Below are 16992 nucleotides of genomic sequence, written 5' to 3' on the forward strand. Positions count from 1 at the left end.
TGATTTTTTAAATGATCACCAAATTAGCATTGAAAAATCAAAGCATAAGCTCTAGCCTTAACTCATTAGGCTAGGGCTTTTTTTGTTTATATGCGTATCTTCCAACGAATCCATCGAAAATTAAACTGGTCAGGTCGACGTTACATGGCAGTCATATTGTGTATTTTTGCGATTGGATACATTGCTTCGGCAATCTATCACACCGTAAAACCACTCCCAAAGGGATTGGATTTTACTGGGCAATTACGTCATGCCAATGTGAAATTCTTAGCCGATCAGACTTATATCGATGCGCAAGGTCAGCAACAAGTAGATCAGCATATTTTCAAAGAAGTGTTTCAGTTGATTGATCAGGCACAGAGTACCATTGTGCTGGATATGTTCCTATTTAATCAGGAAGTGGGTAAGTCGACAGTCAAACAGTTTCCTTTAATGCAAGAGCTCACCGATGCCTTAATCGTGAAGCGCCGTTTGCATCCAAATGTTGAAGTGGTGGTGATTACTGATCCGATTAATTCGGTTTATGGTGGGTTAACGCCAAAGCATTATCTACAACTACGCCAAGCAGGTGTGGATGTCATCGAAACTGATTTAAAGCCATTGCGTGCTTCGAATCCGCTTTGGTCAGGTTTTTGGTATATCTGTTGTCAGAATTTGGGCAATAATCCTGAAGGTGGTTGGTTAAGTAGCCCCTTTGGCAATGATAAAATTACTCTGCGTAGTTATCTGGAATTATTTAATTTTAAAGCCAATCATCGTAAAACCTTGGTGGTCGATACTGTGGATGGCTGGAAAAGCTTAGTAACTTCGGCCAATCCGCATGATGGTAGTTCGCATCATAGCAATGTGGCCTTGGTGGTGGATGGGCCAACAGCGATTGATGTGTTACAAACCGAGCAAGCTGTGGCCAATATGTCTAAAGGTTCGAGCCCATTTGTGATTATGGGCGGGCTAGCCGAAGATAAAACATTACCACAAGTGCAAGTGCTGACTGAAAAAGCGATTTATGACGCCGTTCTGAAAATGATTCAGACTGCGAAAAGTAAAGAGCATTTGGATATGGCGATGTTCTATTTATCAGAACGCAATATCATTGATGCACTCAAGCAGGCACAGCAACGTGGTGTCAACATTCGTATTATGATTGACCCGAATAAAGATGCGTTTGGTCGTCAAAAGAATGGCATTCCCAATCGTCAAGTGGCTTCGGAACTGAATGCAGTTGGTATTCCAATCCGTTGGTGTGATACCCGTGGCGAACAATGTCATAGCAAAATGCTGCTTAAATCAAATGCCCAGCAAGCAGAGATCATTCTCGGTTCAGCTAACTTAACTGCACGTAATTTAAAAAATTATAATCTTGAAACTGATATGCGGGTGATTGGTGCAGCACAAGCACCTGTATTTAAAGATGCGGGACAGTATTTTGATGCAGCATGGACCAACGCCAATGCACGTCAAATCACGGTGGATTATGCAAAATATGCTGATGAGTCAAAAGTAAAATACTGGATTTATCGTTTTATGGAATGGTCTGGCTTATCCACTTTTTAATTCAGCATAACGAGGGTTCTACGCAATGGCGAAAATTAAACTGAATATCAGACAGGATGAGCAGATTGGTTTAGAGGTACATCAATTTAATCATTATGCAGATATTGTTGAAATTCAAAGTTGGGCAGAACTCTTAGAATGTTATCGCTCCCTTAAACAAGATGTTTATCCTAAAAAAGTGTTTCTAGTTTTAGATGACGCCGCACAAGCAAAATATACCTCGATGCATGCGGTCGAGGATGACCGTCTGTATGTCGATTTTAGTGACGACCTCAAGGGAATTGAAGTCGATGATCCACGGTGGGAGCAAACTTATCAAAATGTTTGTGTTCCAAAGCAATTGCAGCATTATCTTCAACAGTTGAATGATCCCGCACAGCAGCAGCGTTTTGAAAGCCTGGCTGAAAAAATGCAGCACTATGATGAAAGTGACTTAGAAGCATTGCTTTATTTCAATCAACATTTATTGATTTCACTAGACAGTGTCATTGAAGTAAAAGTGGCTGATATTGAAACCGAAGCATTAAAACTGGCGATGCTACCGAATGGCTATTTTTCTTGTGATTTTGATCCCTTCGAGAATTATGCACTGATTCAGAGAATGCAGCACTATGGCTTCGAATTTATCGGACTTGGAGCAGCTTTATTGGGATGGATCAAAACCCCAGATTTTAATGCAGAAAAGATGGAAGATTTAGTTCAGGATCTCGCTTTGATTTATCCTTTAGATTCCGCTCATCAAAAGGCAATGAAAGACCTGATTTTAAAAAATAATTATCTGATTTTACCTTATTCTGAATCCCCACAAGAATATTTAGGTTATGACCTATCTTGATTCATAACGAGAGTTCAACAAGCTGAATGTGGATGTTTATTTGCGATTCAGCTTGTTGAAAGACCTACATTATCAATAAAAAAATTAAGGGCTTGGCGGGATTAATTGATCTAAATCCTTATCAGCCATTTGCTCGAGTTCACTTAAATCTGTTTTAATTTTCCACTGACTCTCATCATCCACAGGATTCGGTAAGCGGGCTTCTAGCCAGTCACAGACCACATCTGGAGTGAATTCTGGATGGTTACACTGGATTACCCAAGCCAAGAAATCTTTGGCTTCACCGTTCATATAGGGTGGTGGAGACACAGGGAAGAACTGGGTTGGTAAACGCTCATTGGTGGATAAATAATTGAGTACATGTCCAAGTTCTTGAACGGTTTGCCATGCTAAAGGATGTTCAACATCAATATTGAATTTAAACCACCATGCGTGTTGACCATCTGCGCCATGTGCAACAATACGTGCTTCTTGCACGCTTGGCACTTTACAGAAGAATTGATAGAGACGATCAAAATTCATTTCAGCCACTGATGTTGCCTTAAAACCAAAAAAATGATTTTAGCATATCTCGGCGGAGCTGTAGCTCGCTGCTGTTTATCTTGGGAATTCAACAGCTAATCTGAAAAAATATTATTACAACAGTTGCGCTTATTTTTTATTCTAAAATAGACAGATACTCTGCTTTTAGGGAGATCACGATGAAGCAATTTCAACCTTATATTTATGGCTTGGCAGCTGTATTGAGCTATCTCCCAGTGATGAGCTATGCCGACAATGCTTGGAGTGGCTATAGTGGGGTAGAACGCCGCTCCTCTCATCAGACGACTCCTGCCTATCAGCCGCCAGCACAAGATCCATTTGCTTTTTCGAATCAGCGTTATACACCGACAGCGCCACCGAAAGGTTACTACTATCAACCCAATCAAAATAACTATTATCCTCATCCGAATCATCGACCGGGTGTCCGTGTCGAATATTATCCAGATACGCAATATGACCGCAGCTATCGCCGTGAGTCTTTTGTGGTGGGCAATGAATTACCGGGTGAGTTCCGCAGTGAGCGTTATGTGGTTCGGGACTGGGATTATTATTCCTTACGTGAACCCCCACGTGGCAGACATTGGGTCGTCGTGGATGGACGTTATCTTTTAGTGACTGATGATAATTTTACCATTGAGATTATTCGCTGATTTTTGATGGTTTTCTAAAATTTAATCTCTCGAGGATTCTCCATAATTTCTCGCTATTCATTACAAAGCTTTGCAATGTTGCGAGTTTTATTCATGCTTTCTCCTTGAGTTTTTCTTAATCTGATTTCAGATCGAAAAACAGAGGATCAAAGAATGAAGAAGACAGCCGTATTACTGGTATCAACGCTTATGCTGGGTGTTTCTGCCTCCGCTATGGCAGATTCAAATCGTTGGAATCATGATCATAGAGATCGCTACGATAACCGCTATGATCGTTATGACCACCGTTATGATCATCGTGAACAGCCGCGTTGGTCAAATGGCGATCGTGGTAATCATTATGGTCAACGCATTAATTTCAAGCGCGGTGAGCGTTTACCATCAGAATTCCGTAGTAACCGCTATGTGGTTTCTAACTATCGGACCCATCGTTTATATGAACCACCTCGTGGCTATAACTGGATGCAGGTACAGGGTAAATATGTGTTGGTGGACTCGAAATATCGTGTTTTCCGAGTTGCATAGCAGATGCAATAAAAAAGCAGGCCATATGCCTGCTTTTTTATTTATGCTAGTTCGTCATCTTGTGGTCGAGGTGTTTTGTTGGAAGGCAATTGTTGTTCTTGATCCTTGCCCCGAATCACAGAAGGGTAGTTCCATGACGCAAATCGGACCACCAAAATCGCCACCGCTAAAATCAAGATCGAACCTGTGGTAATCACCAAATCCATAGAAGCTTTATGATTGTGCTGAATATCGGCAATCAACAGGCGGGTGAGTGCAGTAATCGCGACATAAATCAAAAAGCGCACCGGCATGTGATTGGTCTTGAAGTAAATCCCGACCATGGCGCCTAATTCTAAATAGATAAACAGCAGCAAGATGTCATCAATGGTGGCGTACTGTTTTACCGTTAGAATTTCAATCACGGTATGTACGGCTGACCATGCAATCATACAGCCGATAATAAATAAGGCTAAATAATGAAAGGCTTCAACCGCGTAGTGACCGAAGCGATCAAGTAGGCGAGGTAAGCCTTCAAGTTTCTCTTTAGAGTTCGACATAGCGATTTATATTCTCAACATGATCATTAGAATGTTATGCAAGTTTTATGCTGATTTTATTATAGCGATAAAAAAACTGCCTCAACCAAATGATTGAGGCAGTTTTTAACATCACGCCAAAATTAAGCTTGGTTTGTGAAGTAATCTTCGCTGAAGTTCATGATCAAGTCAGAACCTGCTTTGATTTTCGCTAAACGCGCATCTAATTCAGGCAAGATACGGTCTACAAAGTATTGTGCTAATGCAATTTTGTTTTGGTAGAAATCACCAGATTTGTCTTTTGCAGCCGCCGCGATTTTTGCAAACATATAGGCGAAGCTGAGTAAGCCCACTGCATGTAAGTAGTCAACTGCAGCTGAGTTCGGGAAGTCAACATTTTCAGCTGCTTGCTCGATAATGAACTGCGTAATTGCTTCAATTTCAGTTGCAGCATCTAAAGTTGCATCTTTAATGAAATTCAAGTCTGTGTCTAGGTCATTGGCAAAGTCACGGATTTCGGTGATGTATTCAGCAATGAATGCGCCGCCACATTTAATGGTTTTACGACCAATTAAATCTTGAGACTGAACACCGTTAGTCCCTTCGTAAATTTGAGCAATACGAAGATCACGGATACATTGTTCCATACCCCATTCACGGATATAACCGTGACCACCAAATACCATTTGTGCATCTAAGGTTGCTTGGAAGGCCGTATCAGTGAGGTAAGCTTTTGCGATTGGTGTTAACAGCGCAACACGGTTATTCGCTTGCTTCACAGCTTCTGCATCAGTAGAGAATTTAGTGATGTCTAACTGTTGACCTACATAAACTGCAAATGCACGTGATGCTTCGTTATTCGCACGTACATTGAGCAACATACGACGTACATCACCGTGAACTAAAATGCTGTCTGCTGGTTTATTTGGTGATTGAACGCCTGCTGCGCTACGGCCTTGCAAACGGTCAGTTGCGTATTGTGCTGCATTTTGATATGCAAATTCAGAAGCACCCAGACCTTGAATACCCATCGACAAACGTTCGTAGTTCATCATCACGAACATTGCAGCAAGACCTTCGTTTTCTTTACCAACGAGGTAGCCTTTAGCACCATCAAAGTTCATCACACATGTTGCTGAGGCTTTGATCCCCATTTTGTGTTCAATTGAACCTGGGCCTACAGGGTTGCGCTCACCTAAAGAACCATCTTCATTTAACAGGAACTTTGGAACGATGAATAATGAGATACCACGTGAACCCGCAGGAGCATCAGGGGTTTTTGCAAGTACCAAGTGAATGATGTTTTCAGCTAGATCGTTATCACCACCCGTGATGAAGATTTTAGTACCGGTAATGTTATACGTACCATCTTCATTGCGTTCAGCTTTAGTTTTGATAATACCTAAATCTGTACCTGCATGCGGTTCAGTTAAGCACATCGTACCTGACCATTCGCCAGAATAGATTTTAGGTAAATAGGTTTCTTTTTGCTCTTGTGATGCATAGCTATTCAATGCCATACCAGCACCCACAGAAAGAAGCGGGTAGAGCATGAATGATGGATTGGTTGCGAATAACATTTCATCAGACAGTACAGTCAGCATTTTTGGCATGGCCTGACCGCCCCATTCTTCATCAGCACCTAAGCCGATCCAGCCACCGTCAGCGTATTGACGGAATGCTTCTTTAAAACCTGCTGGAGTGAAAACTTCGCCATTTTCCCAACGTGCACCTTCTTCATCACCCGTACGGTTTAACGGATGTGTCACGTTTTGGGCAAACTTCGCCATTTCTTCTAAAATTGCTTCAGCTGTTGCGGCATCTACATGAGCCAGTTTCTCATTAGACTGCCAAAATTGTTCTGCTTTAAATACATCATTTAAGATGAATTTCATGTCTGCTAAAGGAGCATTGTAAATTGGCATAATCGTTCCCTTCTACGCACCGTTTCATGTGCAAAGTGATCAAATAAAACGAACAAATAAATTGAATCGTATAAATTTAGCATTGATTAAACAAAAAAAGGACGGTCAAAACTGACCAGTCCTTTTTCTGTGATGAACGTTGCATCTCATTCTAAACTATGTTTAGAAAGCGAAGTGTTCCGCATCAAGTTCAAACAATGGCGCAACGCCAGTTGAAAGCACGTCTACATGTGAGCGAACACGTGGCAAGATCTTCTTGAAGTAGAAGCGAGCAGTGGTCACTTTTGCATTGTAGAAGTCAACTTCAGTTGAACCTTCAGCTAATTTCTCTTGAGCAACAAGTGCCATACGTGCCCATAAGTAAGCAAGCGTTACATAACCAGAGAAGTATAAGTAGTCAACCGCAGCTGCACCCACTTCATCTGGGTTTTGCATTGCACGCATGCCGATTTGCATGGTGATGTCGCCCCATTCTTTGTTGGCAGCAGCCAATGGCGCAATGAACTCTTGCATCGCCGCATTGTCTTTGTTTGCTTCAACAAATTTATGGATGATCTTGGTGAAGTCTTTCAACATTGCACCTTGAGTTTGCAAGACTTTACGACCTAACAAGTCAAGCGCTTGAATCTCAGTGGTACCTTCGTATAAGCAAGCAATACGTGTATCACGTACGATTTGTTCCATACCGTGTTCAGAAATGAAGCCGTGACCACCAAATACTTGTACACCGTGCTTCGCAGATTCAGAACCTGTTTCAGTTAAGAATGCTTTTGCGATTGGTGTTAACAAAGACAAGATGTTGTCAGCAAACTTACGCTCTTCTTCAGTTTCGCCTTTTTCAACGATATCTGCATATTGAGCCAATAAGTAAACCAACGCACGACCGCCTTCAGCAAATGATTTTTGCGTTAAAAGCATGTTACGAACAGCTGGGTGAACAATAATTGGATCAGCTTCTTTTTCAGGTGCTTTAGGACCAGAAAGAGAACGCATTGCCAAACGATCTTTCGCATACGCTAAAGCGCCTTGGAAAGAAGATTCAGATGCAGATAAACCTTGAACCGCTGTACCGATACGTGCTGTGTTCATGAAGGTGAACATGCAGTTTAAGCCACGGTTTTCAGGTCCGATCAAGTAACCTTTTGCTTGGTCAAAGTTAATGACACAGGTTGCGTTACCATGGATACCCATTTTGTGTTCGATTGAACCACAACGTACTGCATTACGCTCGCCAACTGAACCATCAGCATTGACGTGGAATTTAGGTACGATGAATAAAGAGATCCCTTTAGTGCCTTTTGGCGCACCAGGTAAACGTGCAAGTACGATATGGATGATGTTCTCAGCCATGTCATGTTCACCAGCAGAGATAAAGATTTTCTCGCCAGAGATTGCGTAACTACCGTCAGCATTTGGTTCTGCTTTAGAACGGATGATACCTAAGTCAGAACCTGCATGAGATTCAGTTAAGCACATGGTCCCTGTCCAAACACCTGAAACAAGGTTTGGCAAGTAAGTGTTCTTTTGCTCATCAGAACCGTGATGTTCTAAAGTACGAACCGCACCGTGAGAAAGACCAGGGTACATGCCCCATGACCAGTTTGCAGTACCCACCATTTCAGAGATAGAGATCCCTAAAGAGTTTGGTAATGCTTGACCGCCAAATTCTTCATCAGCAGAAAGAGAAGGGAAGCCAAGTTCGATATATTTTTGATACGCTTCTTTAAAGCCTGTAGGTGTTGTTACAACACCGTCATTCCAAGTACAACCTTCACGGTCGCCAACTTGGTTTAAAGGAGAAAGTTCGTTTTCGCAGAAATCAGCCGCTGCTTCTAAATATTGATCAACCAATTCACGGCTTACAGTGTCTTGAAATGCAGGAAGTTTCGCGTAATGTGCTTCAGCATTTAATAATTCGTGCAATACGAACTGCATATCACGTAAGGGTGCTTTGTATTGTGGCATAGCGGGTTCCTCAATACTGGTTAAACCAGAGTTATAATCTTAGTCAATGATAAATGTGCCCAACAGCACCATTTTGTACTGCTAATCGTGCAACAAGTTATAGTTCGGTACAAGCTTTTGCAGGTCATTTCTTAGTGACTGTGAAGTCAAAGTTTATGGTTCAACCTGTTTAAGCGTTTAGATTGTAGGTGCTTTTTGTGCTTTTGAGTCAAACTGCAGCGGCAAAATCGTAAGCAGCTGTGTAATTCAAAATGAATATGCTTTAGCCATAAAAAAAGGCGCTTGAAAAGCGCCGATGAGGAACAGAGGGATTAAGTCGTTGCGTTGGCTTGGCGTTTGAACTGTGATTTATCTGGGGTAAAACGAACCTCACAGGTGCCTTCAATTACACGCTTATTCCATTGAACATTCACACGTTCTCCAATACGCTTTCCTTGGCAGGCTTGTTCAATCTGGGCACGTTGTGCTTGATGTTCCTGACGCATTTGTTCGCGTTGCTCTAAACGCTGTTCACGTTTGGCTTGCCATTCAGCGCGTTGCTCTGGTGTAAGTGGTGCACGTTGCATATTATGGCGGTGATGGTCACGATCCATTGACTGTTCCGCTGGGGTGGTTGACTGACAGGCAGCCAAACCTAAAACAGAACCGAGTAGGGTGGTCATCAATACGATTTTTGTCTTGTTCATTGTTTTATCCAGCATGATCAGTTGTGATTCGATGGTTAAAGATTAGATAATAAAGATGAAGAAACAATGGAGAGTTTTTTTCGACCATGTTGGTTACAATCCACAAATAGAACACTATTGAGAATCTGCTTTTGAATGTTCGTCGCGTGCCCTTAGCCTTACGCCTGTTTTTAACGGTATTACTGACCACCTTGTTGATTGCAACGATTAGCTTGGGGATTTTGCATTGGACCATGCAAAAGAACTTTGCCCGTTATGTGGCCGATGTGGAAATGCAGAAGCTAGACCGATTGATTGCCAATTTAGGCAACGTCTATACGGTTTATCATGACTGGGGCAATGCAATTCAGGCACAGATTCTGCAAATTGAAGGCACGGCAGCACCAGATGACTATGATCGCCTGTCTCAGTGGTGGTTGCGCCGTCAATACGATATTGCCTTACAACAACGTTATTTTAATGACCACACCTTACTTAGCCTGTCTCCAACGCTGGCGCAAAATAATGTCGAGATCAAAAACCGCCAGATCTTTAATGATGAAGAATTAAAAATTCTCAAACAGAATTTACCTTCGGAGTATCAACCTTTTGAAGGTTTACGCTTTCCTTTAAGTCCACGTCAATTTCGTTTAAAGACGGATAGCAAACAAGATAAACAGGACAGTAAACTCAATGCTGCACCTGCTGAACAGGGCAAAAAGCGCTTTGTCTCGATTCCTGATCGTTTAGGTTTGAGCTCACGGCTGTCTTTATACGATGAGAATCAGCAGTTTATTGTAGGTGAACCTGCGACTGATCAAATTTCTTTCCGCCCGATTGTGGTGGGCGAGAAGGTGGTCGGTTACCTCGGATTAAAGCCCGTACTGGATCAGGATGATGCATCCAGTATCAATTTCTTTAGTAATCAAAAACGATATTTGCTGTTGGTCTATGCTTTAACGGTACTTTCAAGTTTGGTTGCAGCATTGTTGATGGCCACTTATTTTAAAAAACCGATTCAACGTTTATTAAAAGCAACCTTGGAATTGACCGATGGCAATTATCAACATCAAGTTGTGATTAAAAGAAATGATGAACTCGGTGATTTATCCAATCAATTGAATCATTTGGCTGATATTTTACATCAGCATGAAGAATCTCGTCGTCAATGGGTGTCTGATACCTCACATGAACTGAAAACACCTTTGGCGGTATTGCAGGCACAGATCGAAGCGATGCAGGACGGGATTCGTAAGGCGACTCCTGAACACCTGAATGCCATGATGCGTCAGGTCAGTACCTTGAAAAAGTTAACCCAAGACTTGGCAGATTTGGCGCAGGCCGATGCACAACAATTGAAATGCTATTTTGCTGAGGTCAATCCGTGGGATGTGGTACTGCAAGAAGTTGAAAACTTTAGATCGACGTTTGAGCAAAATCAGCTTGAAGTGACATTGTCCGGAGCAGGGGCAGTCCTATCTTTAGATCGGGATCGCTTTAAACAGATTATCGTCAATCTGTTAGGGAACTGTGTTCGTTACACCGAACAAGGTGGAAAAATACAGATTCACACTCAACAAGATGAGCAACAATGGATAATGTATGTAGATGATAGTCCATTGGGCTTAAATGATGAACAACTGGCACGTTTAGGTGAACGTTTCTATCGTGTCGATGATTCGCGTACACGCAGTACGGGTGGTACAGGTCTAGGTTTGGCCTTGTCGTGTAAGTTGGCACAAGCTTTAGGTGGTTCATTGACTTTCGATCATTCACCATTAGGTGGATTACGTTGTGTCCTGACTTTCCCAAAATCAATTCAATAATTTTTAGATCCTCTTGTGTTGAGGATGATGGATAGGATGAAAACCATGAAACATATTATGTTGGTTGAAGATGAGGTTGAACTCGCACAGTTGGTTCGTGATTATTTAGAAGCTGCTGGTTTTGAAGTCAGTATGTTTCATGATGGTCAGGATGCTTATACCCAGTTTCAGCAACGTAAACCGAGTTTGATGATTTTGGACTTGATGGTGCCACGCATGGATGGCTTGACCATTTGCCGTAAAGTCCGTGAACAGTCTGATCTACCGATTATTATGGTCACCGCGCGTACTGAAGAAATTGACCGTGTTTTAGGTTTGAATATGGGAGCAGATGACTATATCTGTAAGCCATTCAGTCCCAAAGAACTGGTTGCCCGTGTACAAGCAGTATTACGTCGTTTAGAGCGTAAAGCAGAGCCTGAGCAAAACGATTTATTCCGTATTGATAAAGCGCAGCAACGTATTTGGTATCAACAAAAAGCACTGACCTTGACCCCAACAGAATTCCGTTTATTGGAGTTATTCTTGGAGCACTTGGGTCAGGTTTATTCTCGTGCACAGCTACTCGATCATATTAACCCAGATAGTTTTGATGTAGCCGATCGCGTAATCGACAGCCATATTAAAAACCTACGCCGTAAGATTTCAGAGGCTGCGGATACAGGCAATCGTCATGAATGGATTCAGGCGGTGTATGGAGTGGGTTATCGCTTTGAATATCCAGATGAATAAATAATTTTTCATTCATATCTGCGCTATATTAGATCTAACTCATCTCTAAGGAAGTATGGATAAGTTTCCTTAAATAGCGCATTGTTTTTGTTTACATTGAGCATCTAAAATAAGATGGGTCTTGATGGATAATAAGGGATGAGGAACTACAAAAAGTTTTATCCTGTGGATAACCACAGCGTTATCCACAGAAAATGTGGATAGTTTCGCAAAGTTTTTGTCGAAATTATCTTCTTTTCGGGTGATAACTTAAGTATCCGCTTTTTATAAGTAGAGAAATTTTACATTACTTTACAATTGCTTGTGATGTGTTATGACGGTGAACTGTGATTGATTTCAGATGATAAACTTATCCCCTGCATAAGCCTTGTGCAGTTTGATCATCGTCTTTATCCCCAAAAGTTGTCCAATACTAACACCTTTATGGACGAATGATAATAGGAGTGTGATCCTTGACCAATTGCCATATTTCATCCATATCCGCGTTGGTCACCGCAATACAGCCCAGCGTCCAGTCCTTACGTGGCATATAGCTTGCGCTTGCCGGAAGTGATGTTGCCCGTGTTGGCACAGTGCCATGAATCATCACATCACCGCCTGCCGAGCGCTGATGTTGTTTGGCATAGTCGCTATCTTCTTTGTTGGGATAGGAGATGTGCAAAGACTTATAGTAAGCACTTTGAGGATTTCGCCAATCGATAGAATAAGTCCCTTCAGGAGTTTTGCCATCACCCTCAAACTGTTTGTGTCCGATCGGATCAAAGCCTAAACGCATAGGATAGCTGCGAATGACTTCCTGTTGGTGTTTCAATTGCAAAATGCGCTGGCTTTTAAACACTTCAATTGAAGTCACAGGTTTGTTTTGTTGAAGCTGTTGTATTTCTTCGGCTGAAAGAGGCGTATGTGTTGCTGCAAATGTTGGGATGAACTTACCATACTGGAAATAAGCCAGTCCCAATAATAGGATTAAAATCGCACATCCGATCATCAGCCCAATTTTCATAGATTTCTTCTTCTAAGATGAACAGCTGACGGAAATTTCAGGTACATCGTTTGGTAGTGGCCCAGTATCCTGTTCAGTTTCTAAATCAGGTTGTTTTTGATAGGGTAGATTTAATAACTTAAACAAACGATCAACCTCATTAAAGTCACCACGTTCTGCAAGTTCAATGGCTTTCTGCGCCATATGATTGCGCAGAATATACTGTGGATTGACCTGCAGCATGATCTTATCCAAGGCATCAGTATCTTGATGTTGTCGGATATTTTGATAGCGTGTTAGGAAGTCATCAAACTGTTGTATATGAATACAGTCATCTCTTATTGCTTTGTAATCTTGTTGCTGCAAACGAAGAAAACTTTGTGTGTAATCGAGCTGCTCGGTTTGCAAAATACCCAGAAAGGCAAAACTACACTCTAGACTGTCCTTATGGAAATCGGGTAGACCCATTTTTTGGCATAGGCCTTGCCCATAATGAGCTAAGAAAGTTGGCTCAAACTTTTCTAAACATGCTGCTAGATCGAGTTTGAACTGTTCTTTTTTCTCCAGGGTCGCTAATGGAATTAAATTATTTAGCCATGTCCAAAGATTCCAATGACCAATACTCGGTTGATTTTGATAGGTATAACGCCCTTGATAGTCTGAGTGGTTGTTAATCCAATTCGGGCGGAAACGTTCCATAAAACCGTAAGGTCCGAAGTCGAGTGTAGAGCCAGTAATATTTAAATTATCGGTATTCATCACCCCATGCGCAAAGCCAACCAATTGCCATTTGGCGATCATGATGGCTGTGCGTTCAATCACGGCTTCAGCAAACGCTAGAATTGGATCTTCAGCTTCGAGACATGCTGGATAATGCCATTCGATACATTTTTGTGTGAATTCAGTCAAGAGTTCAGGCGAGTATTGATTGATCCATTCAAAATGACCCAAACGAATATGGCATTCGGAAGTACGCAACAGCATCGCACCTAGCTCTAAGGTTTCACGCTGTACGCCTTGAGTTGAGCTGGTAAAACCAACTGCATGACTTGATGCAACACCCAAAGCATTTAACGCATGTCCAGCGAGATATTCACGAATTACTGAACGCAGTACAGCACGGCCATCGCCCATGCGCGAGTAGGGGGTTGAACCTGCACCTTTGAGATGTAGATCAATCGTTTCACCTTGTTTATTTAGGATTTGCCCGATCAACAAACCGCGACCATCTCCTAACTGACCAGCCCATTGTCCAAACTGATGGCCTGCATAAACCATAGCAAGTGGGGGAAATTCAGCAAAGGTTTTTTGTCCGCTACAAATTTCAACCCAGTTGGCTTTATCTTCTTCGCTCCATTGCAATTCATTTGCTAAAGCTTCATTGAAATGACCTGCTTTGGCACCATGCAATGGACTTGGCTGCTGCTGGTGATAGAGCTTAGGATTGAGGGAAGCATAGCGGGGATTGAATTGCATAACTGAAACATCAGAGAGAGCTGAATCATGACTATAGCAAAAATTAGTGTGAAATGGGGAATCGTCAGAAAGGGGAAAGGTAGATGAACAGGTATAAAAAATGGCCTCTCTTGAGACCATTTTAGTTATCGATCATTTATTCAGAAACTGGCGCTTTTTTGATATTACGCATCAAGGTTTCTAAACATTCACGATGGTGACTTAAGCGGTGTTCAAGCAATTGGAAATCAACTTTCAGTTTGTGATCCATCTGATGAATTTTCTCAGCCATCGCTGCTTTTTTCGCTTGAAGTTCTTGTTCTTTCAGCTTAGCCCAATCATTTAAAGTATGGGTGAAAGCTTCATATTCTTGCGCGATACGTTGTTTCATTTGCACGATGTCAGTATTCACATCATGACCATAAATCGCCAAGTCACGTTCCGCATATTTGAACTTCATCGCAAGCTCTGCTTTTTTGATATTAAAGCTAGGAATACGACGTAAGTTTTTTGCTAAACCAAGTTTAGAACTGGTCCAGATCAACCATTTGGTTGGGTCATATTGCCACCATTTCACACCATTACGGTAATCGTATTGGAAAATGTGGTGGTAGTTATGATAACCCTCACCCCAAGTGAAAATAGCCAGAACAAAGTTGTCACGCGCCGTATTTTCATCGGTATAAGGACGTTTGCCCCACATATGACATAGTGAGTTGATAAAGAAGGTGACATGATGGCTGATGATCAAACGTAATAAACCACCGAGTAAAATTACACCCCAAATATCGCCTGTCGCCCAACCAATCAAGCCTAATACACCAACGTGAACTGCGATGACCATTGGCACATAGTAATTGTGTTGGAACATCACCAATTTGTCATTGAGCAAATCAGGTGCATTTTTAAAATCTGGTTTAGATGGGGAGTGATCGCGAATCATCCAACCTAAATGGGCATACCAAAAGCCACGTTTGATTGAATACGGATCTTCATCAACATCATCGACATGGCGGTGATGGGTACGGTGACCTGAAGCCCAGAATAAAATACTGTTTTGAACAGCAAAGGTGCCGCCAATCATGAGTAAGATTTTAAGCGGTAATGCTGCTTCATAAGCACGATGTGCCCATAGACGGTGATAACCTGCTGTAATTCCTAGGCTACTGAGTGCCAATAGGAAAATCATACTCACCCATGCACTTACACTAAAATCATAATAATAGGCGTACAAAGGAATTAATATAGCAGCAAGAATTGGTGTTCCAATTAAGGTAATGCTAGCAGTCCAGTTAATGGGTGCTTTTTTGAGTGGGGCGGAAGTCATATCCGTCAGCGCTCCTAAAAACCTTGTTTGCACAAGATAATAAAACTAAACGAGATAGCAAAACCAATCATGACGATATATTGCTATTTTATCACTGATATTAGCATGTCCAAATCAATTAGCACTAGCATTATTCTACAGTTGTATCGAAAGAACAGTAACAGAATTCATTTGTAAAATTAATCAATGAATTAAAAGGTGAAATAAATCAATGTCTGAGCAAATTACCATGAAAAATCCCATTTTTTCTTTGAAGGCATTTTTTAACAAAACTTTAATATTCTCTGCTGCAGTTATGCTTGCTGCATGCCAAAGCCAGCCAAAACCTGTGCAAAAAAACACCTTGCAGCCCAAGCGAGTAACTCAGCCACCGGCAATGCAAGTACGTAAGAGTACAGATGGCGTTCAGGATATCGAATGGCAGATTACAACGATTCAGGGCAAGCGAGCACTGTTCTTTAACCAGTATCCAAGCTTCTTGCTTAACTCTGTTTCAAAAATGGTGACAGGGCATACTGGGTGCAACAATATTTATGGTCGTTATAAATACGATTTCACCCAACGTAAACTGGACTTTGATGTGATGGCTCAACATCAGAGCTGTAACCGCGCGTTAGCACAAGAAGCTGACTTGATGGATGCAATTCAACGAGTTGAGCGCTTCCAGTTGGATGGTGCAAACTTATATTTATTAGATGCAAAAGGGCAACGTCTTATTCAGGCACAACGTAAAAAGTAAATAAAAAAAGGCGGAATTTATTCCGCCTTTTGCTTACTTCAAATGCTGCAACATCGTGGTGGGTACATCGGTAATCAAGCCTTGAATGCCCAATTGCTGAAGATGTTTGGCACGTTCAATGTCATTCACTGTCCAGACACTAATCTCAAGATTGGCCTGTTGGGTCCGTTGAATAATCTCATCTGTTGCTAAGGCATCTCCCCAGCCAATTTGACCGCAGCCATATTGCTGTGCCAGTTCGATTGCATATTCCCCGATGGGAATTTCCACCAACAGCCCGCGTTTAAAATGGCTCTGATGTTGCTGCAATACTGCCAAGATTTTGACATCAAAACTGGTAATGGTCGCGGTTGCTTCAAAACCTTTTAAATCTTGATGCAGTTGATAGACCAAACGCTCAGCTGCAGCTTCATCTGCAACCGCTTTAATTTCAACTTCGATATGCTCAAAATCAGTTAAACAATCTAAAACATGTAACAGGCTCGGCGTGTATTCTTCAAATGCCCATGCCTGCCATTGATGGCGGTGATCGAATTGCTGAGCTTCAACTAAGCTACAGTTTTCTACCTGTTGTGAACGACCTGCAGTACGGACAAAATCATCATCATGGATCACGACCAGTTGATCATCTTTCAGTTGGCGCACATCAAATTCAACGGCACGTATACCTAAATCATGCAAATAGCGAAAACCACCTAAGGTATTTTCAGGGGCCTCACCACGCGCACCACGATGACCAATAATTCGCATT

At 41.9% G+C, this 16992-nt stretch carries 16 protein-coding genes; 7 read left to right on the forward strand and 9 right to left on the reverse strand.

Annotation, left to right across the window (positions count from 1 at the left end; genetic code table 11):
- Nucleotides 1-90 precede the first annotated feature (90 nt).
- Both F885_RS02205 and F885_RS02200 read left to right on the forward strand, forming a co-directional pair.
- Nucleotides 91-1554: a phospholipase D family protein gene (locus F885_RS02205; protein WP_085946077.1), complete on the forward strand. Its 1464-nt coding sequence runs from the start codon at nt 91-93 to the stop codon at nt 1552-1554.
- A gap of 25 nt (nt 1555-1579) precedes the next feature.
- On the forward strand, nt 1580-2389 hold the full coding sequence (locus tag F885_RS02200) for a hypothetical protein (protein WP_005322412.1): 810 nt from the start codon (nt 1580-1582) through the stop codon (nt 2387-2389).
- An 84-nt stretch (nt 2390-2473) separates the two neighbouring features.
- Here the strand turns inward: F885_RS02200 and F885_RS02195 are convergent, their stop codons facing one another.
- Nucleotides 2474-2911, reverse strand: a complete 438-nt coding sequence (locus tag F885_RS02195) for a hypothetical protein (RefSeq protein ID WP_004802764.1) — start codon at nt 2909-2911, stop codon at nt 2474-2476.
- A 179-nt stretch (nt 2912-3090) separates the two neighbouring features.
- Here F885_RS02195 and F885_RS02190 point away from each other — a divergent pair, with 179 nt between their 5' ends.
- Complete coding sequence (locus tag F885_RS02190; RefSeq protein ID WP_005322417.1) at nt 3091-3582, forward strand: RcnB family protein; 492 nt, start codon at nt 3091-3093, stop codon at nt 3580-3582.
- A 153-nt stretch (nt 3583-3735) separates the two neighbouring features.
- Nucleotides 3736-4107 carry an RcnB family protein gene (locus F885_RS02185; RefSeq protein WP_005322419.1) on the forward strand — a complete coding sequence of 124 codons (372 nt, stop codon included), beginning with the start codon at nt 3736-3738 and terminating at the stop codon, nt 4105-4107.
- A 41-nt stretch (nt 4108-4148) separates the two neighbouring features.
- Here the strand turns inward: F885_RS02185 and F885_RS02180 are convergent, their stop codons facing one another.
- The 4 genes from F885_RS02180 to F885_RS02165 form a co-directional block, all read right to left on the reverse strand.
- Nucleotides 4149-4646, reverse strand: coding sequence for a phosphate-starvation-inducible protein PsiE (locus F885_RS02180; protein WP_005206182.1), 498 nt, complete (start codon nt 4644-4646; stop codon nt 4149-4151).
- A gap of 122 nt (nt 4647-4768) precedes the next feature.
- Nucleotides 4769-6550, reverse strand: a complete 1782-nt coding sequence (locus F885_RS02175) for an acyl-CoA dehydrogenase C-terminal domain-containing protein (RefSeq protein ID WP_004652441.1) — start codon at nt 6548-6550, stop codon at nt 4769-4771.
- 162 nt (nt 6551-6712) lie between these two features.
- Nucleotides 6713-8515 (reverse strand): acyl-CoA dehydrogenase C-terminal domain-containing protein, encoded by a 1803-nt coding sequence (locus tag F885_RS02170; RefSeq protein WP_005193034.1) that lies wholly within the window; start codon nt 8513-8515, stop codon nt 6713-6715.
- 311 nt (nt 8516-8826) lie between these two features.
- A complete protein-coding gene (locus F885_RS02165; RefSeq protein WP_004652439.1) occupies nt 8827-9201 on the reverse strand; it encodes a hypothetical protein in 375 nt (124 codons plus the stop codon).
- Between the two features lie 131 nt (nt 9202-9332).
- Between F885_RS02165 and baeS the strand changes: the two genes are divergently transcribed.
- Together baeS and F885_RS02155 are read left to right on the forward strand one after the other, a co-directional pair.
- On the forward strand, nt 9333-11006 hold the full coding sequence (gene baeS, locus F885_RS02160; protein WP_005322421.1) for a sensor histidine kinase efflux regulator BaeS: 1674 nt from the start codon (nt 9333-9335) through the stop codon (nt 11004-11006).
- Between the two features lie 45 nt (nt 11007-11051).
- Nucleotides 11052-11738 (forward strand): response regulator, encoded by a 687-nt coding sequence (locus tag F885_RS02155; RefSeq protein ID WP_004652437.1) that lies wholly within the window; start codon nt 11052-11054, stop codon nt 11736-11738.
- 421 nt (nt 11739-12159) lie between these two features.
- Here F885_RS02155 and F885_RS02150 read toward each other — a convergent pair whose 3' ends face one another.
- From F885_RS02150 to F885_RS02140, 3 genes are all read right to left on the reverse strand, one after another.
- The gene (locus F885_RS02150; protein WP_005322424.1) at nt 12160-12741 is read right to left on the reverse strand and encodes a L,D-transpeptidase family protein; all 582 of its coding nucleotides are present in this window, start codon (nt 12739-12741) and stop codon (nt 12160-12162) included.
- Between the two features lie 12 nt (nt 12742-12753).
- Complete coding sequence (locus F885_RS02145; RefSeq protein ID WP_032859814.1) at nt 12754-14196, reverse strand: protein adenylyltransferase SelO; 1443 nt, start codon at nt 14194-14196, stop codon at nt 12754-12756.
- 136 nt (nt 14197-14332) lie between these two features.
- Entirely contained in the window at nt 14333-15502 is a 1170-nt protein-coding gene (locus tag F885_RS02140; RefSeq protein WP_005193015.1) for an acyl-CoA desaturase, read from the reverse strand.
- A 211-nt stretch (nt 15503-15713) separates the two neighbouring features.
- On the opposite strand from F885_RS02140, the gene F885_RS02135 reads away from it, so the two are divergent.
- Nucleotides 15714-16241, forward strand: a complete 528-nt coding sequence (locus tag F885_RS02135) for an META domain-containing protein (protein WP_005322427.1) — start codon at nt 15714-15716, stop codon at nt 16239-16241.
- 33 nt (nt 16242-16274) lie between these two features.
- On the opposite strand, the gene F885_RS02130 is transcribed toward F885_RS02135, so the two are convergent.
- A complete protein-coding gene (locus F885_RS02130) occupies nt 16275-16991 on the reverse strand; it encodes a glycerophosphodiester phosphodiesterase (protein ID WP_005322430.1) in 717 nt (238 codons plus the stop codon).
- Nucleotide 16992: the final 1 nt, after the last annotated feature.

This window comes from Acinetobacter higginsii, from assembly GCF_000369845.1.
Lineage (GTDB): Bacteria > Pseudomonadota > Gammaproteobacteria > Pseudomonadales > Moraxellaceae > Acinetobacter > Acinetobacter higginsii.

Coding starts and splice junctions, on each gene's coding strand:
- F885_RS02205 (WP_085946077.1), top strand. CDS start 91: ATGCGTATCTTCCAACGAATCCATCGAAAATTAAACTGGTCAGGTCGA.
- F885_RS02180 (WP_005206182.1), bottom strand. CDS start 4,646: ATGTCGAACTCTAAAGAGAAACTTGAAGGCTTACCTCGCCTACTTGAT.
- F885_RS02140 (WP_005193015.1), bottom strand. CDS start 15,502: ATGACTTCCGCCCCACTCAAAAAAGCACCCATTAACTGGACTGCTAGC.
- F885_RS02200 (WP_005322412.1), top strand. CDS start 1,580: ATGGCGAAAATTAAACTGAATATCAGACAGGATGAGCAGATTGGTTTA.
- F885_RS02190 (WP_005322417.1), top strand. CDS start 3,091: ATGAAGCAATTTCAACCTTATATTTATGGCTTGGCAGCTGTATTGAGC.
- F885_RS02135 (WP_005322427.1), top strand. CDS start 15,714: ATGTCTGAGCAAATTACCATGAAAAATCCCATTTTTTCTTTGAAGGCA.
- F885_RS02150 (WP_005322424.1), bottom strand. CDS start 12,741: ATGAAAATTGGGCTGATGATCGGATGTGCGATTTTAATCCTATTATTG.
- F885_RS02130 (WP_005322430.1), bottom strand. CDS start 16,991: ATGCGAATTATTGGTCATCGTGGTGCGCGTGGTGAGGCCCCTGAAAAT.
- F885_RS02155 (WP_004652437.1), top strand. CDS start 11,052: ATGAAACATATTATGTTGGTTGAAGATGAGGTTGAACTCGCACAGTTG.
- F885_RS02170 (WP_005193034.1), bottom strand. CDS start 8,515: ATGCCACAATACAAAGCACCCTTACGTGATATGCAGTTCGTATTGCAC.
- F885_RS02175 (WP_004652441.1), bottom strand. CDS start 6,550: ATGCCAATTTACAATGCTCCTTTAGCAGACATGAAATTCATCTTAAAT.
- F885_RS02165 (WP_004652439.1), bottom strand. CDS start 9,201: ATGAACAAGACAAAAATCGTATTGATGACCACCCTACTCGGTTCTGTT.
- F885_RS02185 (WP_005322419.1), top strand. CDS start 3,736: ATGAAGAAGACAGCCGTATTACTGGTATCAACGCTTATGCTGGGTGTT.
- F885_RS02195 (WP_004802764.1), bottom strand. CDS start 2,911: ATGAATTTTGATCGTCTCTATCAATTCTTCTGTAAAGTGCCAAGCGTG.
- F885_RS02145 (WP_032859814.1), bottom strand. CDS start 14,196: ATGCAATTCAATCCCCGCTATGCTTCCCTCAATCCTAAGCTCTATCAC.